Raw genomic sequence first — 17,439 nt, 5'->3', positions numbered from 1 at the left:
GACAATGGTCTGTGTTTTTCTCAAGTTTTACAAAACTTTGTAAATGAATGAATTTTAAAAAAGAATAAATTAAATAATTATTAAATTAGGGAAAGTCCCCATTTTTTTTACACATTAAATCGGAAGTGCATTACATCGCCATCTTTCACGATGTATTCTTTGCCCTCTACGCGCATTTTCCCAGCTTCTTTTACTTTAGCTTCGCTCCCATAGGTAACAAAATCATCATAAGCAATAACTTCGGCACGGATAAATCCTTTTTCAAAATCGGAATGGATAACTCCTGCGGCTTTGGGGGCGGTATCGCCTTTGTGAATGGTCCAAGCACGAACCTCTTTTACTCCTGCCGTGAAGTAGGTTTGCAAATTTAATAGCTTATAAGCTGCACGAATTAGTTTGGAAGCTCCTGGTTCATCAAGCCCGATGTCTTCCAAAAACATTTGTCGTTCTTCATAGCTCTCTAATTCAGTGATATCCGCTTCGGTAGCAACAGCCAGTACGATAACTTCCGCATTTTCGTCCTTTACCGCTTCTTTCACTTGGTCAACATATTTATTTCCGTTTTTGGCAGAAGCCTCATCTACATTACAAACGTACAGAATAGGCTTGGCGGTAAGCAGTTGGAAAGAATCCATAAGTTCCTGTTCATCATCAGCTACTTGCACAGCTCTTGCAGAGTTTCCAGATTCCAGCGTAGTTTTAATTCGATTTAAAAGTTCTTGTTCTTTGGCAGCTTTTTTATCTCCTGCTTTGGCAGCACGATTTACCTTATCAAGACGCTTTTCAACGGTTTCCAAATCTTTGAGTTGAAGCTCCACATCAATAGTACCTTTGTCGCGAATAGGATTTACGCTTCCGTCCACGTGAACAATATTATCATTTTCAAAACATCTGAGCACGTGTATGATAGCATTACATTCACGGATATTTCCTAAAAACTGATTGCCCAAACCTTCACCTTTACTGGCTCCTTTTACCAGTCCGGCAATGTCCACGATTTCAACGGTAGCGGGTAAAACACGTTCAGGTTTTACCAACTCTTCTAATTTTTCCAATCGCGGGTCGGGAACGTTTACTACCCCTAAATTGGGTTCGATGGTACAAAACGGAAAGTTTGCACTCTGTGCTTTTGCATTTGATAAACAATTAAATAAGGTGGATTTCCCCACATTAGGAAGCCCTACAATTCCTGCTTTCATATTATGTTTGTCTGTTTTACAGCCTTTTGATGATTTAAAATACTCATTTTTAGCTGTTTTACTTTTTACTAAAATTCCTGCAAAAGTAAGAAAAAATATGATTTTTCAAAACAATGATAAGAGAGTATTTGCATAAGATGGTTTTTTAGAAGAAAAGGCTTGTTGTTTGATTTTCTTTAATGAGTTCTTTTAATTTGTTGATATTTTTTGTAATTTTGGTAAGATAAATCCTTTCTATAAGAAAAGAAATTTGACCAAAGATGAGAATTTGAATTTGTACCTCAAAAAAAAAAATAAAATGTTTTATGGAAGAAAAATTATTTTTATTGTTGTTGTATTTGCTACCTTTATTAGCTGTATTAGTACTGATAGGTATCACTTATTTTTTGTACGATTATCTTAGCAAAAAATATCCGAATAAGTATTATAAGTATTTTGCGTTCATTCCCATAGTATTATTAGGGTATTGGGTGTACTCTTCGATATTTCCTGATAGTGACTTTTATAAAGCAGATTATAAAGAGGTTACGCAACTTAATTTCCCGAAGGAAGCAAAATTCATTTATAAAGAGGCAACATTTCCAGATCATTTTGGCGACTATACTTCCGTTTTTTTATTTGAAACCACTCCCGAAGCATTTAAGGAATTGGAAAATCAACTAAGTGTTCTTGAATTTAATCAGGTGCAAGACTCTGTTTTTTTAGCCGCCAACACAATAGCACCTGCATTGAATAGAACGAATCGAAACCTTACAAAGCAATATGTTAGTGGAGAAACCGATAAGCGTTTTTATATCGGGCTATTCGATGATGCTAAAACAATACTCATTTGCAGAGAAAGTTGGTAATATTACTTTGCTTAAGCCAGATAAAATTAAAAAAAACGCTCCGAATAAGGAACGTTTTTTTGATTTGTTTATTGTTTTTTATAGATGAAAAATCAGACCTACATTTACCCCAACTGAAGAATAAGGAGCATCAGGTGCATTTTTATCTGACCAATCGTATTCCTCTTGTAATAAAGGGGTTAGTTGGTCTGCAATAGGTGCTAAAGCTGGATTACTTCCTGCGAAACCTTTTAAACTATTTGCAAATATTTCTTTAGAAATAGCTTTTCCGTTATAGGTAGCTGAAAAGCTGTCTAATTTAGAAGTTTTTCTACCTACGTTAATATTTAGGTACTCTCCCTCAATGAATGCAGAAACTTTGTCAGTCAACTTGAATTTATAGCCTAATCCACCAATAAATCCGAAAGGAATTTTGCCGTGTAAGTTATTTTTTATCTCTGCTTTTGCGTGATGTTTTGGCACAGGAAGGTCAAAACTAGTAAAAACTTCTGTTTTTCCACCAATTTTGGTAACTACTCCAGCACGAGCATAAATATTTTTAGTGACATTATATATTGCAGCTAAAGAAGCACCAAAGGCTCTTCCTTGAGCGGTTATATCTAAACCAACTCCGTTACTTACGCTATAAGTTTGTAGCTCTTTTCCGTGTAAGTATCCTACGGCAACTTCAGCTCCGATGCGTTTATTGAAAAAATATCCTCCACGTATTTGTGATTGAAAACCAGCTCCGTAAGAACCTTTCAATTCGTTTACCCCCGTTTTGTTTACTTCCTTTCCTAAAACTTTTGGGTTTGCTTCAAAACCATAACCACCACTAACGGCAACATAAAATTGGCTGTAAGCTGATGCGCTAAAAACCATAGCTAAAGCTACTAATAAATTTCTTTTCATTTATATTTTAATTTGAATTAAATACAAACGTAAATATTTTTTTAAAATGTACAATACATTATTCTTTTTTTAACAAAACGAACGCTACTTGTCTTGGGAAAATTATTGTTTTTTCACGCTTTTTAATTGTAGCAAGTTGATAGGATTATTTTTGAGTCCTTCAATGTTTTTTTGAGTAAATCGGATAGTTTCATCGTAATAAATAGGGATTATAGGTAATTCGTCCATAATTAAGCTATCCATTTTTTGATAAAGTTGTAAGCGTTCATCTTCAGGAACTTTGAAACTTTTTTCATACCATAAATCAAACTGCGAATTTGAAAAATGGGTGTAATTACTTCCTTTAGGCGGAATATTTTTGCTGTAAAAAAGGGAAAAATAGTTTTCAGCATCGGGGTAATCGGCAATCCAACTTGCTCTAAAAATAGGTAATTTTGCCGTAGCACGACTTTGTCTTAAAGTAGATGAAGGCATTAAATCAATTCTGCAATCAAAACCTACTTTTTGTAATTCTCGCTGAATATATTCACAAATATCTTGATAATTTCCGTCAGTTGCGATTTGTAAAAAGGGTTTATTTCCGTGTTTTTGAATATAATTTCGGACGATTTCCTTAGCTTTATCAGGAGCATACGGATTTTTATTTTCATCTAAAAAACCTTGTATTCCTTTTGGAAGAAATCCTCCGTGAGCGGGTATGCCTACACCATTTCGTAAAAAACGAATCAGTTGTTCCCGATTGATGCCTAAATGAATGGCTTTTCGTAGCATTTTATTGGATAAGATGTTGTCTTCGGAGATGACAATCCCTAAATATTCGGTATTCAAATACGGACTTTTCTGCATACGGATTTGTGTAGCATATTTTGGATTCAATTCTCCCGATGAGGTTAAAATTTCATCTTTGTATGAACCATCAATGCTGTTTAAAAAATCCAAATTGCCTTGAATGAAAGCCAAAAATTCGCTTTGTTTCTCTCGATAAAATGAAATGGCGATACCATCAAGGTACGGAAGTGATTTTCCCTGGGCATCTTTCTCGTGGTAATTGGGGTTTTTACGCAGAATGAGTTTGTTGTTTTCGTCCCATACGTGGAATGCAAAAGCGCCCGTCCCGATAGGATGTTTGCGGAAATCCTCACCGTAATATGCAACAACTTCTTTAGGTACTACACAAGCATATTGAGTTGCCATTAGTGCTAAAAAAGCAGGGAATTCTTTTTTTAATTCGATTTGAAATACACTATCGTTTAATGATTTATAATTTCTTACATTTTGAAGAATCCAACCTCCGGGTGCTGAAATTTCGGAGTTTTGTAGGCGAGAAAAACTATATTCAAAATCGTGAGCAGTTACCTTTCGGGTACTATCAGAATTTTGGAAAGAAAAATGCTTATGAAACTTAACATCAGTACGAAGAAAAAAATTGTAAGTCAGTTTATTAGGAGCTATTTCCCAAGCTTTGGCAATGTCGGGCAAAACATTTAAAGAATCATCTAATTGTACTAATCCATTAAATAGCTGATTTACAGCCCAAATATTGCTTTGTGTACGTGCAAAAGCAGGGTCAAGAGATGAAATACCAGAATGTTCATTATATCTGAAAATTTTCTTTTCAGAATATTCATTGTTTGATGTTGTGCAAGAACCTATTAAAATGATTTTAAAAGCTAATATTATCTTTTTCGTCATATGCAAGATGAGTTTTCGTTTTGCAAAGGTCTTAAATTTGATGATATAAAAAAACACCCTAAAAAATCAAACTTTTTAGGGTGTTATGTTCTTGAATTGTTTTTACTCTATCTATACAGAGTAAAATTACCTTTAAATTTACGTTTATCTAAATTATCATTTATCTCGATGATGTACCAGTAGTCACCTGAAGGCAGTTGTTTTTTGTTGTATGTACCGTCCCATTTTTGTTTTTGGTTTATTGTAGTTATTTTTCTACCGTATCGATCGAAGATATGGGTTTGTATGTATGGGTAGTTTTGGGTATTTTTAGGTGCCCAGTTATCGTTAAATCCGTCACCGTCAGGGGTAAAGAAGTTAGGGATTTGGATATCGATATATTCTAAGGTGATGGTCATTGTTTTAGTACAACCTACGGCATCTTGAACAATTACATTGACCTGTTTTAATTTTTTTCCGGTGTTAGGGTCTATTTGTTCTGGGTCGTCGATTCGTACTTGATAGATGGGGCTATCGCCTTGATTATTTCCGTTGAAGTAATACTGGTATGGGGTTACTCCTCCTGTAGCTTTTACCTCAATGGTGTTTAGGGCCTCGTTGTTTACCTGTGTTAAGGATAGGCTTTGCCTATTGACTACCTTGAATTGAGTGGTGTATGAACAGGTTTTGGTTTGACCTTTAACGGTATCCTGATAGAAAATGGTGATGTATTGACTAGGGATGGTGGCATCGAACAGGTCAATAAAAGCGACATTCTCATTGGTTCTGCTAAAAGGCACAGCTGTTGTTGGGTCATTGCTATTTAGGTTGTATTTGACCTTGGTAAAATCAATAGCTTTTGGGAAACGCACTTGGATATCGGTTTTGTAATTGTCGTTGAAACAATTTTCGCTTTGAGATGCGTTTGCTGTGATGTTCGGCATTTGGGTTAGGTTAAAGGTATGGGTTTGCGTCATTACACATCCGTTTTTATCGGTAACTAGTATTTCGTAGTTGATGTTAGGTACTAAGTTATCGATGGTGGTTGTTGACACTACTCCTGTAATGGAACGTAGTTGAGCTCCGGTATCTGCATTTTTAAGTATCAAATGATAATTTGGAGTTCCTCCGCTGATTGCAACCTGTACAAAACCGGTATCATTTGCACCATAACAAACGATAAGGTCGGAATGAGTGATTTCCATAGTAATGGGTTGTGGTTCTTGGAGGGTAATTCCAGAGATATTGACATCACAGTTCCAAGCATCGGTAATGGTTAGGGTGTACTCTCCTGGGGTAAGTTTTTCGAATAGGGGTTGGATTTGCGGTGGGGTACTTACAGACGTGGTTACATTTTTTAGGATGTAATGGTAAGTACCTTCTCCAGATCCTCCTTGTGTATTTTTGACTTGTATGCTACCGTTGTTGGCTCCTATACAGGTGATTGGACTTACCTCAATGGTAGCGGAAACGGTTTGGGGTTTAACAAGGGTGATTTGATTGTTTCCTGAGAAGGTTTCACAGCCTTGGCTATCCCTTACGGCAATGGTGTAGGTAAGGGTACCTGCTCCTGCACTAAGTCCTGTAAATAGGGTTTTGTGATCAACGTTGTTTTGGATTTGTGGGGTAACTCCTGGTGCGGATAGGGTCACGGTATAAGGTGCTTGTCCACCGGTTACACTTACCAGAATTTCTCCACGGTCGTTGTTACAAGTCACTCCAAAGGTTTCTTGGGCTGTTATAGCGATAGGAGTTTGGCTTTGTCGTATGCTAAACTGTGCCCAAGGGGTTTTGCATTGGTTATGGGTTGAGGTAGCTCTTACTTTGTAAGTACCTGCTTGTAGATTGTTATAGATTACGTGTGTGGTTCCTGCCGGTAGGGTTTGGCTATGAACAGGAGCATCGGTAATGGCATTGACAATCTGGTAAGAGAATCCGAGCAGCGCTTGGTCGCCATCGCCTAAGAAGGTATCTACGAAAGTAATTTTGATACTACCATTGTCACCTTCGTGACAGGTTACGGCTTGTGCATCGGAAGGGCTTACGATGAAGGTATCGGGTTTAAGCACGGTATGTGTAGTGGCTACTTCACACTGAGTGATTTGGTTTTGTGCTTTGATCACGTATTGTCCTACGGGTAGGGCAGGGAAGGTGTAGGTAGTAGTCGCCACGGATTGGGTATGGATCGTGCTACCGCTTAGGGCATCGCTTATGGTATATACGATGTTGGGTTGCGGGGTTATGGAAGCATACGCCGGTGTGGTGGTGATGGAAACGGAAATGATTTCGTTTTGTACACAGGTTATGGCAGTATTAACCCCAACATTTATCTTATCGATAAGCAGGGTAGGGGCAATAGTTACTGGAGGTGTAGATACATCACATCCGTTAGCATCGTATAGGGTAAGGTAGAAGCTACCTCCGTTTAGGTGAGCTAAGGTATATGTTGTGGCGTTACTATCTTGTAAAACGGCACCAGTGGTTTGATCAACGAACACGAATCGGGTGTATGGAGGGGTTCCGCCACTGATTTTTGATAGGTCTAAACTTAGTGTAGGCAGTTTAGGGGTTGCCTCACAGGAATATTCAGATTTTGTCAGGGCATCTGTAGCTATGGATAAGGCGGGTGGTGCCACGATGATTTGTTCGATTTCGTGGGTACACTCATTTGCCTGTGCGGTAGCTTTAATGGTATAAAGCATTCCGTTTTGGCTTCCTTTCAAACCGTTGAAGGTGGCGTTATAGCCTAGGATAGGTACTACTGAAAGGGGTGTGGTGATTCCTGTGGCTAAATCTTTAACTTGAGTAATTTCGATTTTGAAAGGTCCTTCCCCGTTGTTGGCTACTGCTACGGATATGCTTCCTGTACCAGGTAGGGTACCGGTGTGGCATTTTTCATCGGTTACGGCAGTGATGGTCATTTTAGGTTGTTTTTTAGCCTCGATGGTGATGCGTTTTTTCACCGGACAGGTAGCGGTTTGGCTGTCAAAAACGTGAACCACATAATCCCCTGCTTTATTTATGACCACCGTAATAGGGGTTACGGTAACTGAAGTTCTTGGGGTATGGGTGACATAGCTTTCAGCAGGGGCGGTTGGGTTGTCAGGGTCATCGACTAAAACCACTTGGTCAATACTATAGAAGTAGGTACCATTTCCACCGCTAATGTTTTCGATTTTTATAGTTGCATCAGGGGTAGCAGTACAATCCAAAGTTTTGTCGATTTTCACTTGGAATGCTATGGGGGCATTTACCGTTAGGTGAGTATCGGCACTACAATTATTACCATCGATAACTTGAATGGAGTAAGGGGTAGTGCTGGGTAACACTTCGGTAATTAGGAAGGTATCGGTGTTAATCCAATCCACGGCAGTGGGTACAGTTCCGTTTAATCGGTAGTAGTGCGTACCTGTTCCTTTTTGGGCAAGTTTTACCCTTAGGGTGTATTTTCCAGAGGCACTACACAGGTCGTCAACGCTAACGGAAGCGATTTGTGGTTCGGGGTCTTGAGCTACCTCCAATGTTACTTGTTTTACACAACCGGCTTGGTCTTTAACAAACACATACCAAGTGCCAGAGGTACTGACTTGTTTTACTGAACTGTCGGTAGTGGCTGCCCAATCGGTATGGGTAGGAGCTGTACCGGTAGTGTTATAGATGTACTGGTACGGTGCTACGCCACCACTTACGGTAGTTACGATACGTCCGGAATTGGTTTTACAATTCACTGCAATGGGGTTTTCAGCCGTTACGTTGAGCTGGGTGAGTGGTTGATTGATTTTAAAGGGGGCAGTGGCGTTGACACAATCTTCGTTGGCATTGTGCATTTCGGTAAATACGATGTAATATTCTCCTGCGGAAAGTCCACCTACGGTGATGTTGCTGTATGGAGCAGTTCGGTTTTGAACGGCACCCACAGGTGTATTATCCGGATAGGTAAATACTTGATAGTTGATGGAAGTGGTTGAAGTTTTTTGTCCGCTAAGGGAGAAGGTAGCCTTACCGTTACTCTCGCCTTGACATTTTACGTTTTCTGTTTTAAAATCATTTATTTTTAAAGTAGATTGTGTAGGCACGGCAAGGGTAGAAGGTTGGAAGTACATACACCTTGTATCTTGGTCATATACAGCAAATACGTAAGTTACCCCTGGTGTAAGGTTAGTAAACTCATAGGTAGCCCCTTGTGCGGTACCTCCTCCAGGCAAGTTGATGGTGGCGGTATTTCCTAAATGCCATTGAGGATCTCTAGGGGTGTAAGTAAGTCCTGGGGTATAAACGGCAAAGTAGAAGTTTCCTGTACCGATGGCATTACCCGCGGTGTTGTATGCTGAAACCTGAATAGCACCGCTACCGGCTGTACAACCAATAGGCTGGGTGGTAGGTGTAGCTGTGATTATGATATCGGTATAGGCACTGATGCTAAAATCTTCTACCTTTTGGCAGTGGGTTGCATCGGTAATTACCACGTGATAATCACCAAAATTCAAACCTTCTTTGGTAATGGTTTCATTGTTGTTTGCAGTAGCGTTGTGAACCATACCTGCGGTGCCTAACTTAAATATTTTCACTTCGAAAGGAGCCGTTCCTCCTGTACCTAAAGTAATATCCACTTTTCCTAATGAAATTCCTGCCCCACTTACACAAGTAATTTGCGTAGGAGTTATGTTAAGGTTTAGCGCTGGGGTTTGCCCAATTTCAATAGGGGTAGGGACAGATTCACATCCTTTGGCATCTTCAATAATAACCACATATTTTTTAGCTTGTAGGTTGAACAAGCCGTATTGAGTAGCTCTTATTGGGTTGCCTGTACCGTCATCTTCATAGACGTTGATGGTGTATGGAGCTTGTCCGGAATTGGGGTCGATATCATTTATAGAAGCTAGGATTTGCCCAGTAGCCTCACCAGCACAAGCGACATCTTTTTTACCGATGGTAAATTCGGGTTTCCAACGAGGAGGCTCATTGCTGACCTTATACGTTTTGCTTAAGGCTTGACAACGGGTAAATCCGTCGGGACGAATTTCGTCTTGTACTTTGAAGATAAAATTGCCCGAAGTATTTGTTGTGTATCGAGCCGTTGTAGCAGTAAGGGCAGGAATGATTGTAAATGTATTTCCGTTATCGGTGCTTACCGAGAAGGTTTTGGTTCCTTTTCCGCCTAGGGCACTTAGTTCAAAGATGGCATCATTTCCTCGACAATCCAAATCTTGGGTTTGACGTACTTCCATTTGCAATTGTGGAGCTATTACCACGGTGGTATTGGAGCTACAACCTAGCTGGTCTCTCACCCAAATATCATAAGTTCCAGCACTTAGGTGGGTAAACTCGTAAGTGGCTTGGGTAAAGTCAGTCCAACTTGTTCCGCCATCGCTGCTGTATTGGTACTGAGTACTATTTCCGTCTTGTACTTGTATGGCAATCTTAGCGGAGTTTCCGCCTTGGTAGCAGTACGTTTCTATGGCATCGAAAACGACCTGACGTTTGTCTTCAATGGTAAAGGTTGCACTTTGAGTACATCCGTTTTGATCGGTTACTAAAATGTGATAATCTCCTGCGGTCAAATGCGTTAAAAGGGCTTCATTTTGGGTAGGGACTACGGAGGTCCAACTGGTAGCCGAGCTGAGTTTGTACTGATAATTTAGGTATGGTTTAGTTCCTCCGCTGGCGGTAGCTTTTACCGTTGCACCATTATGGGGAGCGGCTTGGCAGTCGATTTTTTTAATGATTTGTGTGGTGATGCTCATGGTTTGTGGAGCGCTAATGCTATAGTTGAAAGCGCTGACACAAGCCGTGTCATTAGGGTCACGAACGTAGAGTAGGGCTCCGTTTACGGCTTGTAGTCCGCTCACGGAGAAGGTGCCATCGGGGGCTACGGCTATGGTTGTCCAAGTATTTTGGTTATCGATGGAATATTCAACGGAAGTAGGTAGGGTTCCTGCGGTGATTTTTCCTTGTAGTGAGCCATTGGCATCTCCTACGCAGCGTACCCCTAGGGTACTTAGCAGTTGTGTAGCCATTTCTTTTCCTGCTTCAATGATAACGGGTTTTGAAACCTGTGCTTTACAATACTTGGTATTTTGCCAAATGACGATATCGTCTAAGGCAAGGTCATTGCCTAGGGTAGCTCCTGGGCTAATGTTTCTTATTTGGAAAGAGGCTTGAGTTACCCCTGTCAAATCGGTAGCATTAAAGGTAGCTGATAGGGTTTGCCAATTTCCGTTGGCAGGCAAAACGCCCAAGTCTCTTCGTGCGATAAGGCTTCCGTCGGCAGCTACAAAATCCAGCACGATATGCGGATGAGTTCCTGCGGTGAGAGAGGTAGCCAGTAGGTTGTGAAGTTTTACCGATACATATAGGTTTTCATTGGCAACGATATTGCCTATGGTTTTGTGATATATGATGCCAGAATTTCCGTTAGTGGTTTGTTGCATTACTGCCAAGTACCTGCCATTGGCTACCCCAGAGGCATCGGTAGGGGTAGGATTTACCCATTGGGCATTGGGGGCTACTTGTTGGGTAATGGTGTAGAACCCGTCTTCCAAAGCCTCATTGGTTTTGCATCCTAAATAAAGGATAGTGCCATCGCAAAGGTCATCTCCCGAGCCAAAATCTTCCTTAAACAGATAATTAGGCGTAGTTCCTGTTCCTGGAGCAGGGGTATAGTGCACGGTGATGTTGTAAGGGGTGGCTCTTGGGGCTAAAGGTCCTATTACAGGGGCATCTTGTTTGGGTAGGTCATCTACCTGATACTGATACATCAAAGGGGTAGTTGCCGAAGTAGTTACCGTAAAAGTGCCATATCCGTTACAATTGTAAGATACTGGGGTAAAGCTAACGGCTGGGATTTCGGTAGGGATAATTACTACCTCCAAAGGCAACGTACAACCGGCGCTATCTTTTACATAAACGGTGGTTGAACCGCTGACATAACCTACGTTTGAGGTGGAATAGCCCTTACCAAAGTCATACTGATATCCTCCTGTACCGCCACTAACGTTATTGATAGATACCTTGTATCCTGCTGGGGTTTGGGTATCACAGGTGATATCTTCCACCACACCGGCAAAAGCCTTAAGGGTATTTTCAGCCTCATTGATGGTAAATGGTTTTTTGTAGATACAAGTTTCAGTACCGATAACGATAGAAATTTCCATTTCGTAGTTACCCGCAATCAATCCGGTGTAAATTCCAGTGCTGTTGGTATCGATATACACTCGATTGGCGTTGGTATCGATACGATAGAGCTTGGTGGTTCGGTTTTGTTGACGTTCAAAATGGGTTTGTACCGCTCCCGAATCAGGATTTGAACCACAAGCGACGTGTGTCAAATCAAATCGGAAACCATAAAGTCCTTCGGGTTCTATCAAAATGGTTTCATCTTGGGCTTGTAGTGCCGAGCGTTGGTCTTGGTCTTGTACTACAAAGAGGTAACGTCCTGGTTGGGTAATATTCGGAATAAGCGCCTCTACATAGCTTTCTCCTTCAGCAATAGTAGCGATGAAAGCCGAAGCTGGAATGTTAACAAAATCATTATACAGAGCCACTCCGTCAATGCTCCAGATGGCAAACTTATAAGGTTGTTTACCGCCTTGGGCTTCAAAACGGATTTTCACTTCATTACAGCCTGTCCAAGCAATGAAAGTAGCTTTCATTGTGAGTTTAGTAACTTTGTTGATGCGTACGTTTTGTGTAAAAATACAGCTGTTGGGCAGTTGTGGTGAGCTTACCTCTACCACATAATCGCCTTCTTGTAAATTGCCAAAGGTGTGTCTCCAACTCTCTGATACATTGGTTTTGGTAACGGGACCAGCAACGACTTGTCCTGCTGTGTTTTTAAGCACATAGGTGTATTCCAAGCCTACGGTTTCCATTTCGATGTTGATGTGTCCGGGTTGATAGTCGGTGTAATCCGATTGAGTGACTTGCCCTTCCAAGTTATTTTTATATACATTGAAATAGAAGAAAGCATCACATCCAGTAGCGGTGGATATTTTTAGGCGGTATTCTCCCGTTTGGTCGGCGATAAAGGAAGTACCGTTATGGAAAGTCGTCCAACAACCATTATCCGGATTAGGACAGTTAAATCCTAAGTTATTACAACCGGTATTGAGTTTTTGCCACTCGATATTAGGGGTATTGACATAGTTTAGGGTGATTTGGCGCTGTGGCTCATTACACAAGATGAAGTGACTGGTCCATTGCCCGTTGCTGGTACAAATGGCACCTCCGTCGGCAATAGGACGTAAAGGGTCGGTCACACCAGAGGTTGCCACATAGTTAATGGTTTCTGTGCTGACTACCGTAACTCCTTGACACTCGATTTGTTTTTCCACACGATATATTCCAGGGGTGTTTACCACTAAGGCGTTTGTCGTTGCCGAAGGAATCAAAACGCCATCTTTATACCAACGATAGGTGGTAAATCCTTCCGCAGCCGTTAGGGTCATTGTATCGCCAGGGCAGAAAAGCTCTGAGCGTATGCAACTCTCGGTGGCCACTTGTATGTCTTTTTCGCCACTTTGGGTTTGGGGCGGTGTGGCACAATCTTGATTTCCTCCTTCGTATTGGAATTGGTATTGTGATTTCAAATAATTAGCACAAGGTTTACCCAAATCCGTACAATTGCCTTTTAGTTGTAAGGCAATGCGTATGGCTCTTAGATTTCCTCCAGTAAGTAATGACCCCTGAGGAAGGGTAAACGTATATACGTTGCCTACTACCGTATAGGTAGGAGCTATCCCTCCAGGAGCGGCATCGCTCATATCGGGAGTACCACTTACCTCCACCAAAGGATGGTCGGGTAGGGTAACACTCAAAGTGGTGTTACGTATGTTTTCTTGCCCTACATTTTGGTAGGAGATTTCGTAGAAAAACTGTTGCCCGATGTTTAGTTGAGTGATGGTATTGCCAGCCCCATCAGTGTAGCGAGAGTGGGTCTGTAAGTCCACACTTCGGGCTTTGACCGTTACGTTAAAGGTACAAGTAGCGGTATTTCCAGCTACGTCCTTAAATACATAGTTAACCGTATGCGTACCTATATCGAAGACATCTCCGCTGTGGTGGGTTTGCGTCATCAAAGGCGGCTGAGTACAATCATCACTAGCCGTAGGCTCCGTCCAATATACCTGAGCCGTACACTTGCCAATCTCAGCAAAAACCTCAATGTCAGATGGACAATTTAATATCGTAGGTGGGGTACTTTTTTCCAAAATGACTTGATGCGGATTGCTCAAACAATTTCCTTTTCTATAACGATAAATGTATGTTTCGTCGTATCGAAGCTGGTAAGCTCTGGGGAGTTCTGTTTCGGTAGTGCCTTCAACCAAATACACAATGATATTGTGATGTTCTCCTCGCCAAACCGCCAAACCTACATCATTAGGAGTTATTGGATTACACGATTTTAGCGTAATATCTTTCAAATGAGCTGGATTGGCATCTACTTCCGAAATACTTACTCTTTGTAAGTTACTGGTACATCGATTGCTTTCTTTCGACCTAAAATAAACCGATGTGGGGACGCTAATGGGTTGTGACATATTAGTGATGGGGTTTACCTCATTTTGAGCGTCCGTAATAGTAGCATACCAAATGATTTGACGAGTAGCGAACTGGCTAACGGTAGGGTTGCTATCAATCAGAAGCTGTTGTAGTTGTGCATAATCAAAATGGGTATATTGACCTTTACATAATACCAAATTAGCATTGAATCTAATGTCTGGGGTATGTTCAACCACTTGTAATGAAGCTTCAATAGCTACCGACTCTCCGCATTTGTTGGTAAACGAATATACAAAAAATCGGGGAGATAAAAACTGTTGCCATTCATTTCTTAGAGCAATGATATGGTTTGAAGGTACGTGAAATACCCCGTCTTTGCTTTTGATAACTCCGCCATCAGGAGCCGTGGGGAATAGTTGTGTTTTTAAGTTGTAATTATTTATGGCATTTCCCAAACATATTTGTCTGCTTTGAGCCATATCAGGGGTTAGCGTAGGCAGAAAAATATCAGTTTCTTTAACTAACAAAAACTCATAATCTCTTTCTACACAATTTCGGACGGCAGTATCGTGATGTGATATGGAAACTTTAACTTTATATTTATGCACAAAATCGTCAGCAGTTACGCTAGGGATTTCAAGGATGCGGGTATTACTTAAAATGGTGGTGGGGGCATCTTCCCTAAACCATTGGTAAGTAACGTTATTTCCCATATCGGGTACGGAAAGTATTGCCGAATTTCCTTCACAATATTTATCCTTATCGGAAGCTATCGAAAACGGAATCAAATTGGATATTGTGAAGTTATAGGTACGTTGAGCTAAACAAGCATCGGTTACTTTTATAGTGTATTGTGTTGTTCCATTAGCTGTTATGTTGGTAAAGAAATTGCCATTCCCTAAAATGGAAGTAGCCACACCGTCTTTCTCGGTTATTTCAAAGGTGTAGGGCGGATTACCTCCACTGGCAACCACGCCAACTTGGTAGGTATTTCCTCCGCAGACAAATCCAGTAATGCCTTCAATAGTTAAATCCGAACCGAAATTAAATTCTTTCAATACCATTTGGCAAGTAGTATTTCCACCAATTCTTCTTATGATACGGTAACGTCCAAAACGAGGAAGTCTAATATTATCCAATAAAGCCTCTCTCTTTCTACCATCAAAATAATCTACATCTTTCCATACTCCGTCAGCCTCTTGAAAATGCTGTAATATATATGATAAATTTCCTTTATTTCTGTAATGATTGTTTTCTAACTTAATAATATTGTTACAACCGCTTTTAAAGGAAGTTGCTTGGGGTTGTTCTTCTTTGTTTAAGTTAAAATTTTGAGTGTATGTTTTACCACAACTATTTTTTAGTTCCAAAACATAATTTCCAAAGGGTAAATTCTGAATTTCAAATAAATCGTTCTTCACCGTAATTTCATTGAGATTAAAGGTATGAGGGAGTGTGATTCCGTTAGGTAAAAGAGAGTGGTTACCTGAGTAACTAAGCAGAGTTACCTCAGCAACTGGTACACGGCTATGACTAATAGACACGTTTGATTTATTCCATTGTGTACCGTCTGTAAGGCAAGATGCACCTTCTGTAATACCATAATGGGTATTACGCTCACGTTCGGTTTCTACTATGGTAATGCTACGGGTAATTTCATTACCACATAGGTTCACAAAACGGAATTCATATTCCCCAGCACAAGCCTTTCCTGCTGCAACAAGATGAGTATTAAATACTGCACCAGGACCTTTTACGTATTTGTTGCCAAACTGAGCCAATTTAAAAAATCCGGCAGCTAACGGATTAAAACAAGCAGGATATTTTTCTAATACGTAATAGGCTTGTTGATGATTCCAACTACTTACAGTTCTTATACCTACCTTTTCTTTACATTGGTCAGTAATCACTCCTTGGTTATCACGTTCTACATTAAAAAATGTAGTCAATCTTGAATCGGTTTCCAATTGTTCTTGTAATCCTCCATAATTAGCTGTACCTGTAGCGTTTATGGTTTGTCCACAATAGGTAACATTCGCGCTGAAGTTCCATCTGCCATATTCCACCGCTATAGAACTTCCTACGTTTGGGATTTCAAATTTACGAAGCCTCAACAAAAACAAACTATGTCTTTGGTCTATACCGATATGTTTGTTAAACTCATCTATTGTATTTATTTGTAAATCATCAGAATACGCTTTTCCCGAAGGGGAGGTTAAAGTATATTGAATACGCATTGGTAAAGGAATGCGGTCAGGTAGTTGAAGATGTAAATTTTCCCCTTTAAAACGATAATCAATATTCATTGAAGTAGGACAAGGATTTCTATTATAGTTGAATGTTTGGAGTAATAATCCACCTCCCCAATTACCTTCGGTGGGAACTCCCCAAATTTTGAATTGATTATCTACGGTGATGATATTTTTATTTTCGGCATTTCCACCTCCCACGGAACAGAAGTCTTTTACAAAAACTTTGTATTCCGTTTTTGGGTCTAATCCCTCAAAGACAGGAGAGAGCTGGTCAGGACGGATTAGTGTCGTACCCGTTTTGTCATACACCGAATACCATAGGGGATATGCCCCTTTTTTAACATTTACCTTTATAGAAGGGCGATTGTCGCAAATCCCTCCGAAAGTTTTTAGGTCAAACTCTATTTTTCTGTCAACTGGCAGAATATTACCCGCCTGTTCATACTGGGTATGTGGCGGATTTTTCAAAACGGCTTTTACGATGTATTTTTCTGAAATCAAGTTAGTTACTCCTTCTGATGGATTCAAAAGTGTAGGATTGTAATGGGTTTCATTTTCTTTTTTGATATAATAATTGTAGTCAGAAGCATTAACTCCCGTTCCAATCATCTCAAAGAAAATGGCACCACTACTGGCACACCATTCATTTTGCATTCTGATTGCCAGATAAGGGGCTGCGTGCGGACGTATGTAGGGTTTTTCACTATGCGTTACCGAGCAAGTGCCATTTTCCATTTTTAGCGTGAAAGTACGTGCCGAATTAACTACTCCCACGGGAATAACCATCGTATTGACCAGCGGTGAGTTTACTGCTGTATATTCTGTACCTGTGGCATCGTCAATGGCTTTGTAGGTAGTTCCTGCAAACGGATATGAGATGTAAATATTGGCATTTCCTCCCTCTGAAACATATTGAAAATAAGAAACTTTGGTCTGTTTTAAGGTTTCTAAAATATGGTCTTCACATTGAGCGTGAGCATATATTGTTGCAAAAACAAAAATGAATAGTGATAGTATTTTTTTCATAACAAGTATGGTTTTTTCTTAAAAGATGTTATTATGCACCAAGCAAAACTA

Annotated in this window: 5 protein-coding genes; 1 reads left to right on the top strand and 4 read right to left on the bottom strand. The window is 40.3% G+C overall.

Going from position 1 to position 17,439, the window contains the following annotated elements; translation table 11 throughout:
- Nucleotides 1-107: 107 nt before the first annotated feature.
- On the bottom strand, nt 108-1,199 hold the full coding sequence (gene ychF / locus CGC47_RS02690; RefSeq protein ID WP_041999700.1) for a redox-regulated ATPase YchF: 1,092 nt from the start codon (nt 1,197-1,199) through the stop codon (nt 108-110).
- Nucleotides 1,200-1,504: 305 nt separating this feature from the next.
- On the opposite strand from ychF, the gene CGC47_RS02685 reads away from it, so the two are divergent.
- On the top strand, nt 1,505-2,047 hold the full coding sequence (locus tag CGC47_RS02685) for a hypothetical protein (protein WP_095899951.1): 543 nt from the start codon (nt 1,505-1,507) through the stop codon (nt 2,045-2,047).
- A gap of 78 nt (nt 2,048-2,125) precedes the next feature.
- Here CGC47_RS02685 and CGC47_RS02680 read toward each other — a convergent pair whose 3' ends face one another.
- The 3 genes from CGC47_RS02680 to CGC47_RS02670 all read right to left on the bottom strand — a co-directional run bounded on the left by CGC47_RS02680 (nt 2,126) and on the right by CGC47_RS02670 (nt 17,388).
- Entirely contained in the window at nt 2,126-2,938 is an 813-nt protein-coding gene (locus CGC47_RS02680; protein ID WP_041999651.1) for an outer membrane beta-barrel protein, read from the bottom strand.
- A gap of 102 nt (nt 2,939-3,040) precedes the next feature.
- Nucleotides 3,041-4,630 (bottom strand): ABC transporter substrate-binding protein, encoded by a 1,590-nt coding sequence (locus tag CGC47_RS02675; RefSeq protein ID WP_041999649.1) that lies wholly within the window; start codon nt 4,628-4,630, stop codon nt 3,041-3,043.
- A gap of 107 nt (nt 4,631-4,737) precedes the next feature.
- Nucleotides 4,738-17,388 (bottom strand): T9SS type B sorting domain-containing protein, encoded by a 12,651-nt coding sequence (locus CGC47_RS02670; protein WP_095899950.1) that lies wholly within the window; start codon nt 17,386-17,388, stop codon nt 4,738-4,740.
- Nucleotides 17,389-17,439: the final 51 nt, after the last annotated feature.

The sequence above is a fragment of the Capnocytophaga canimorsus genome (genome assembly GCF_002302565.1).
Taxonomy (GTDB): Bacteria; Bacteroidota; Bacteroidia; order Flavobacteriales; family Flavobacteriaceae; genus Capnocytophaga; species Capnocytophaga canimorsus.
This window is presented reverse-complemented; position numbering and strand designations above follow the sequence as displayed.

Bases quoted from the DNA above. Each gene is read 5' to 3' on its own strand.
- ychF (WP_041999700.1), bottom strand. From the start codon at position 1,199: ATGAAAGCAGGAATTGTAGGGCTTCCTAATGTGGGGAAATCCACCTTA.
- CGC47_RS02685 (WP_095899951.1), top strand. From the start codon at position 1,505: ATGGAAGAAAAATTATTTTTATTGTTGTTGTATTTGCTACCTTTATTA.
- CGC47_RS02680 (WP_041999651.1), bottom strand. From the start codon at position 2,938: ATGAAAAGAAATTTATTAGTAGCTTTAGCTATGGTTTTTAGCGCATCA.
- CGC47_RS02675 (WP_041999649.1), bottom strand. From the start codon at position 4,630: ATGACGAAAAAGATAATATTAGCTTTTAAAATCATTTTAATAGGTTCT.
- CGC47_RS02670 (WP_095899950.1), bottom strand. From the start codon at position 17,388: ATGAAAAAAATACTATCACTATTCATTTTTGTTTTTGCAACAATATAT.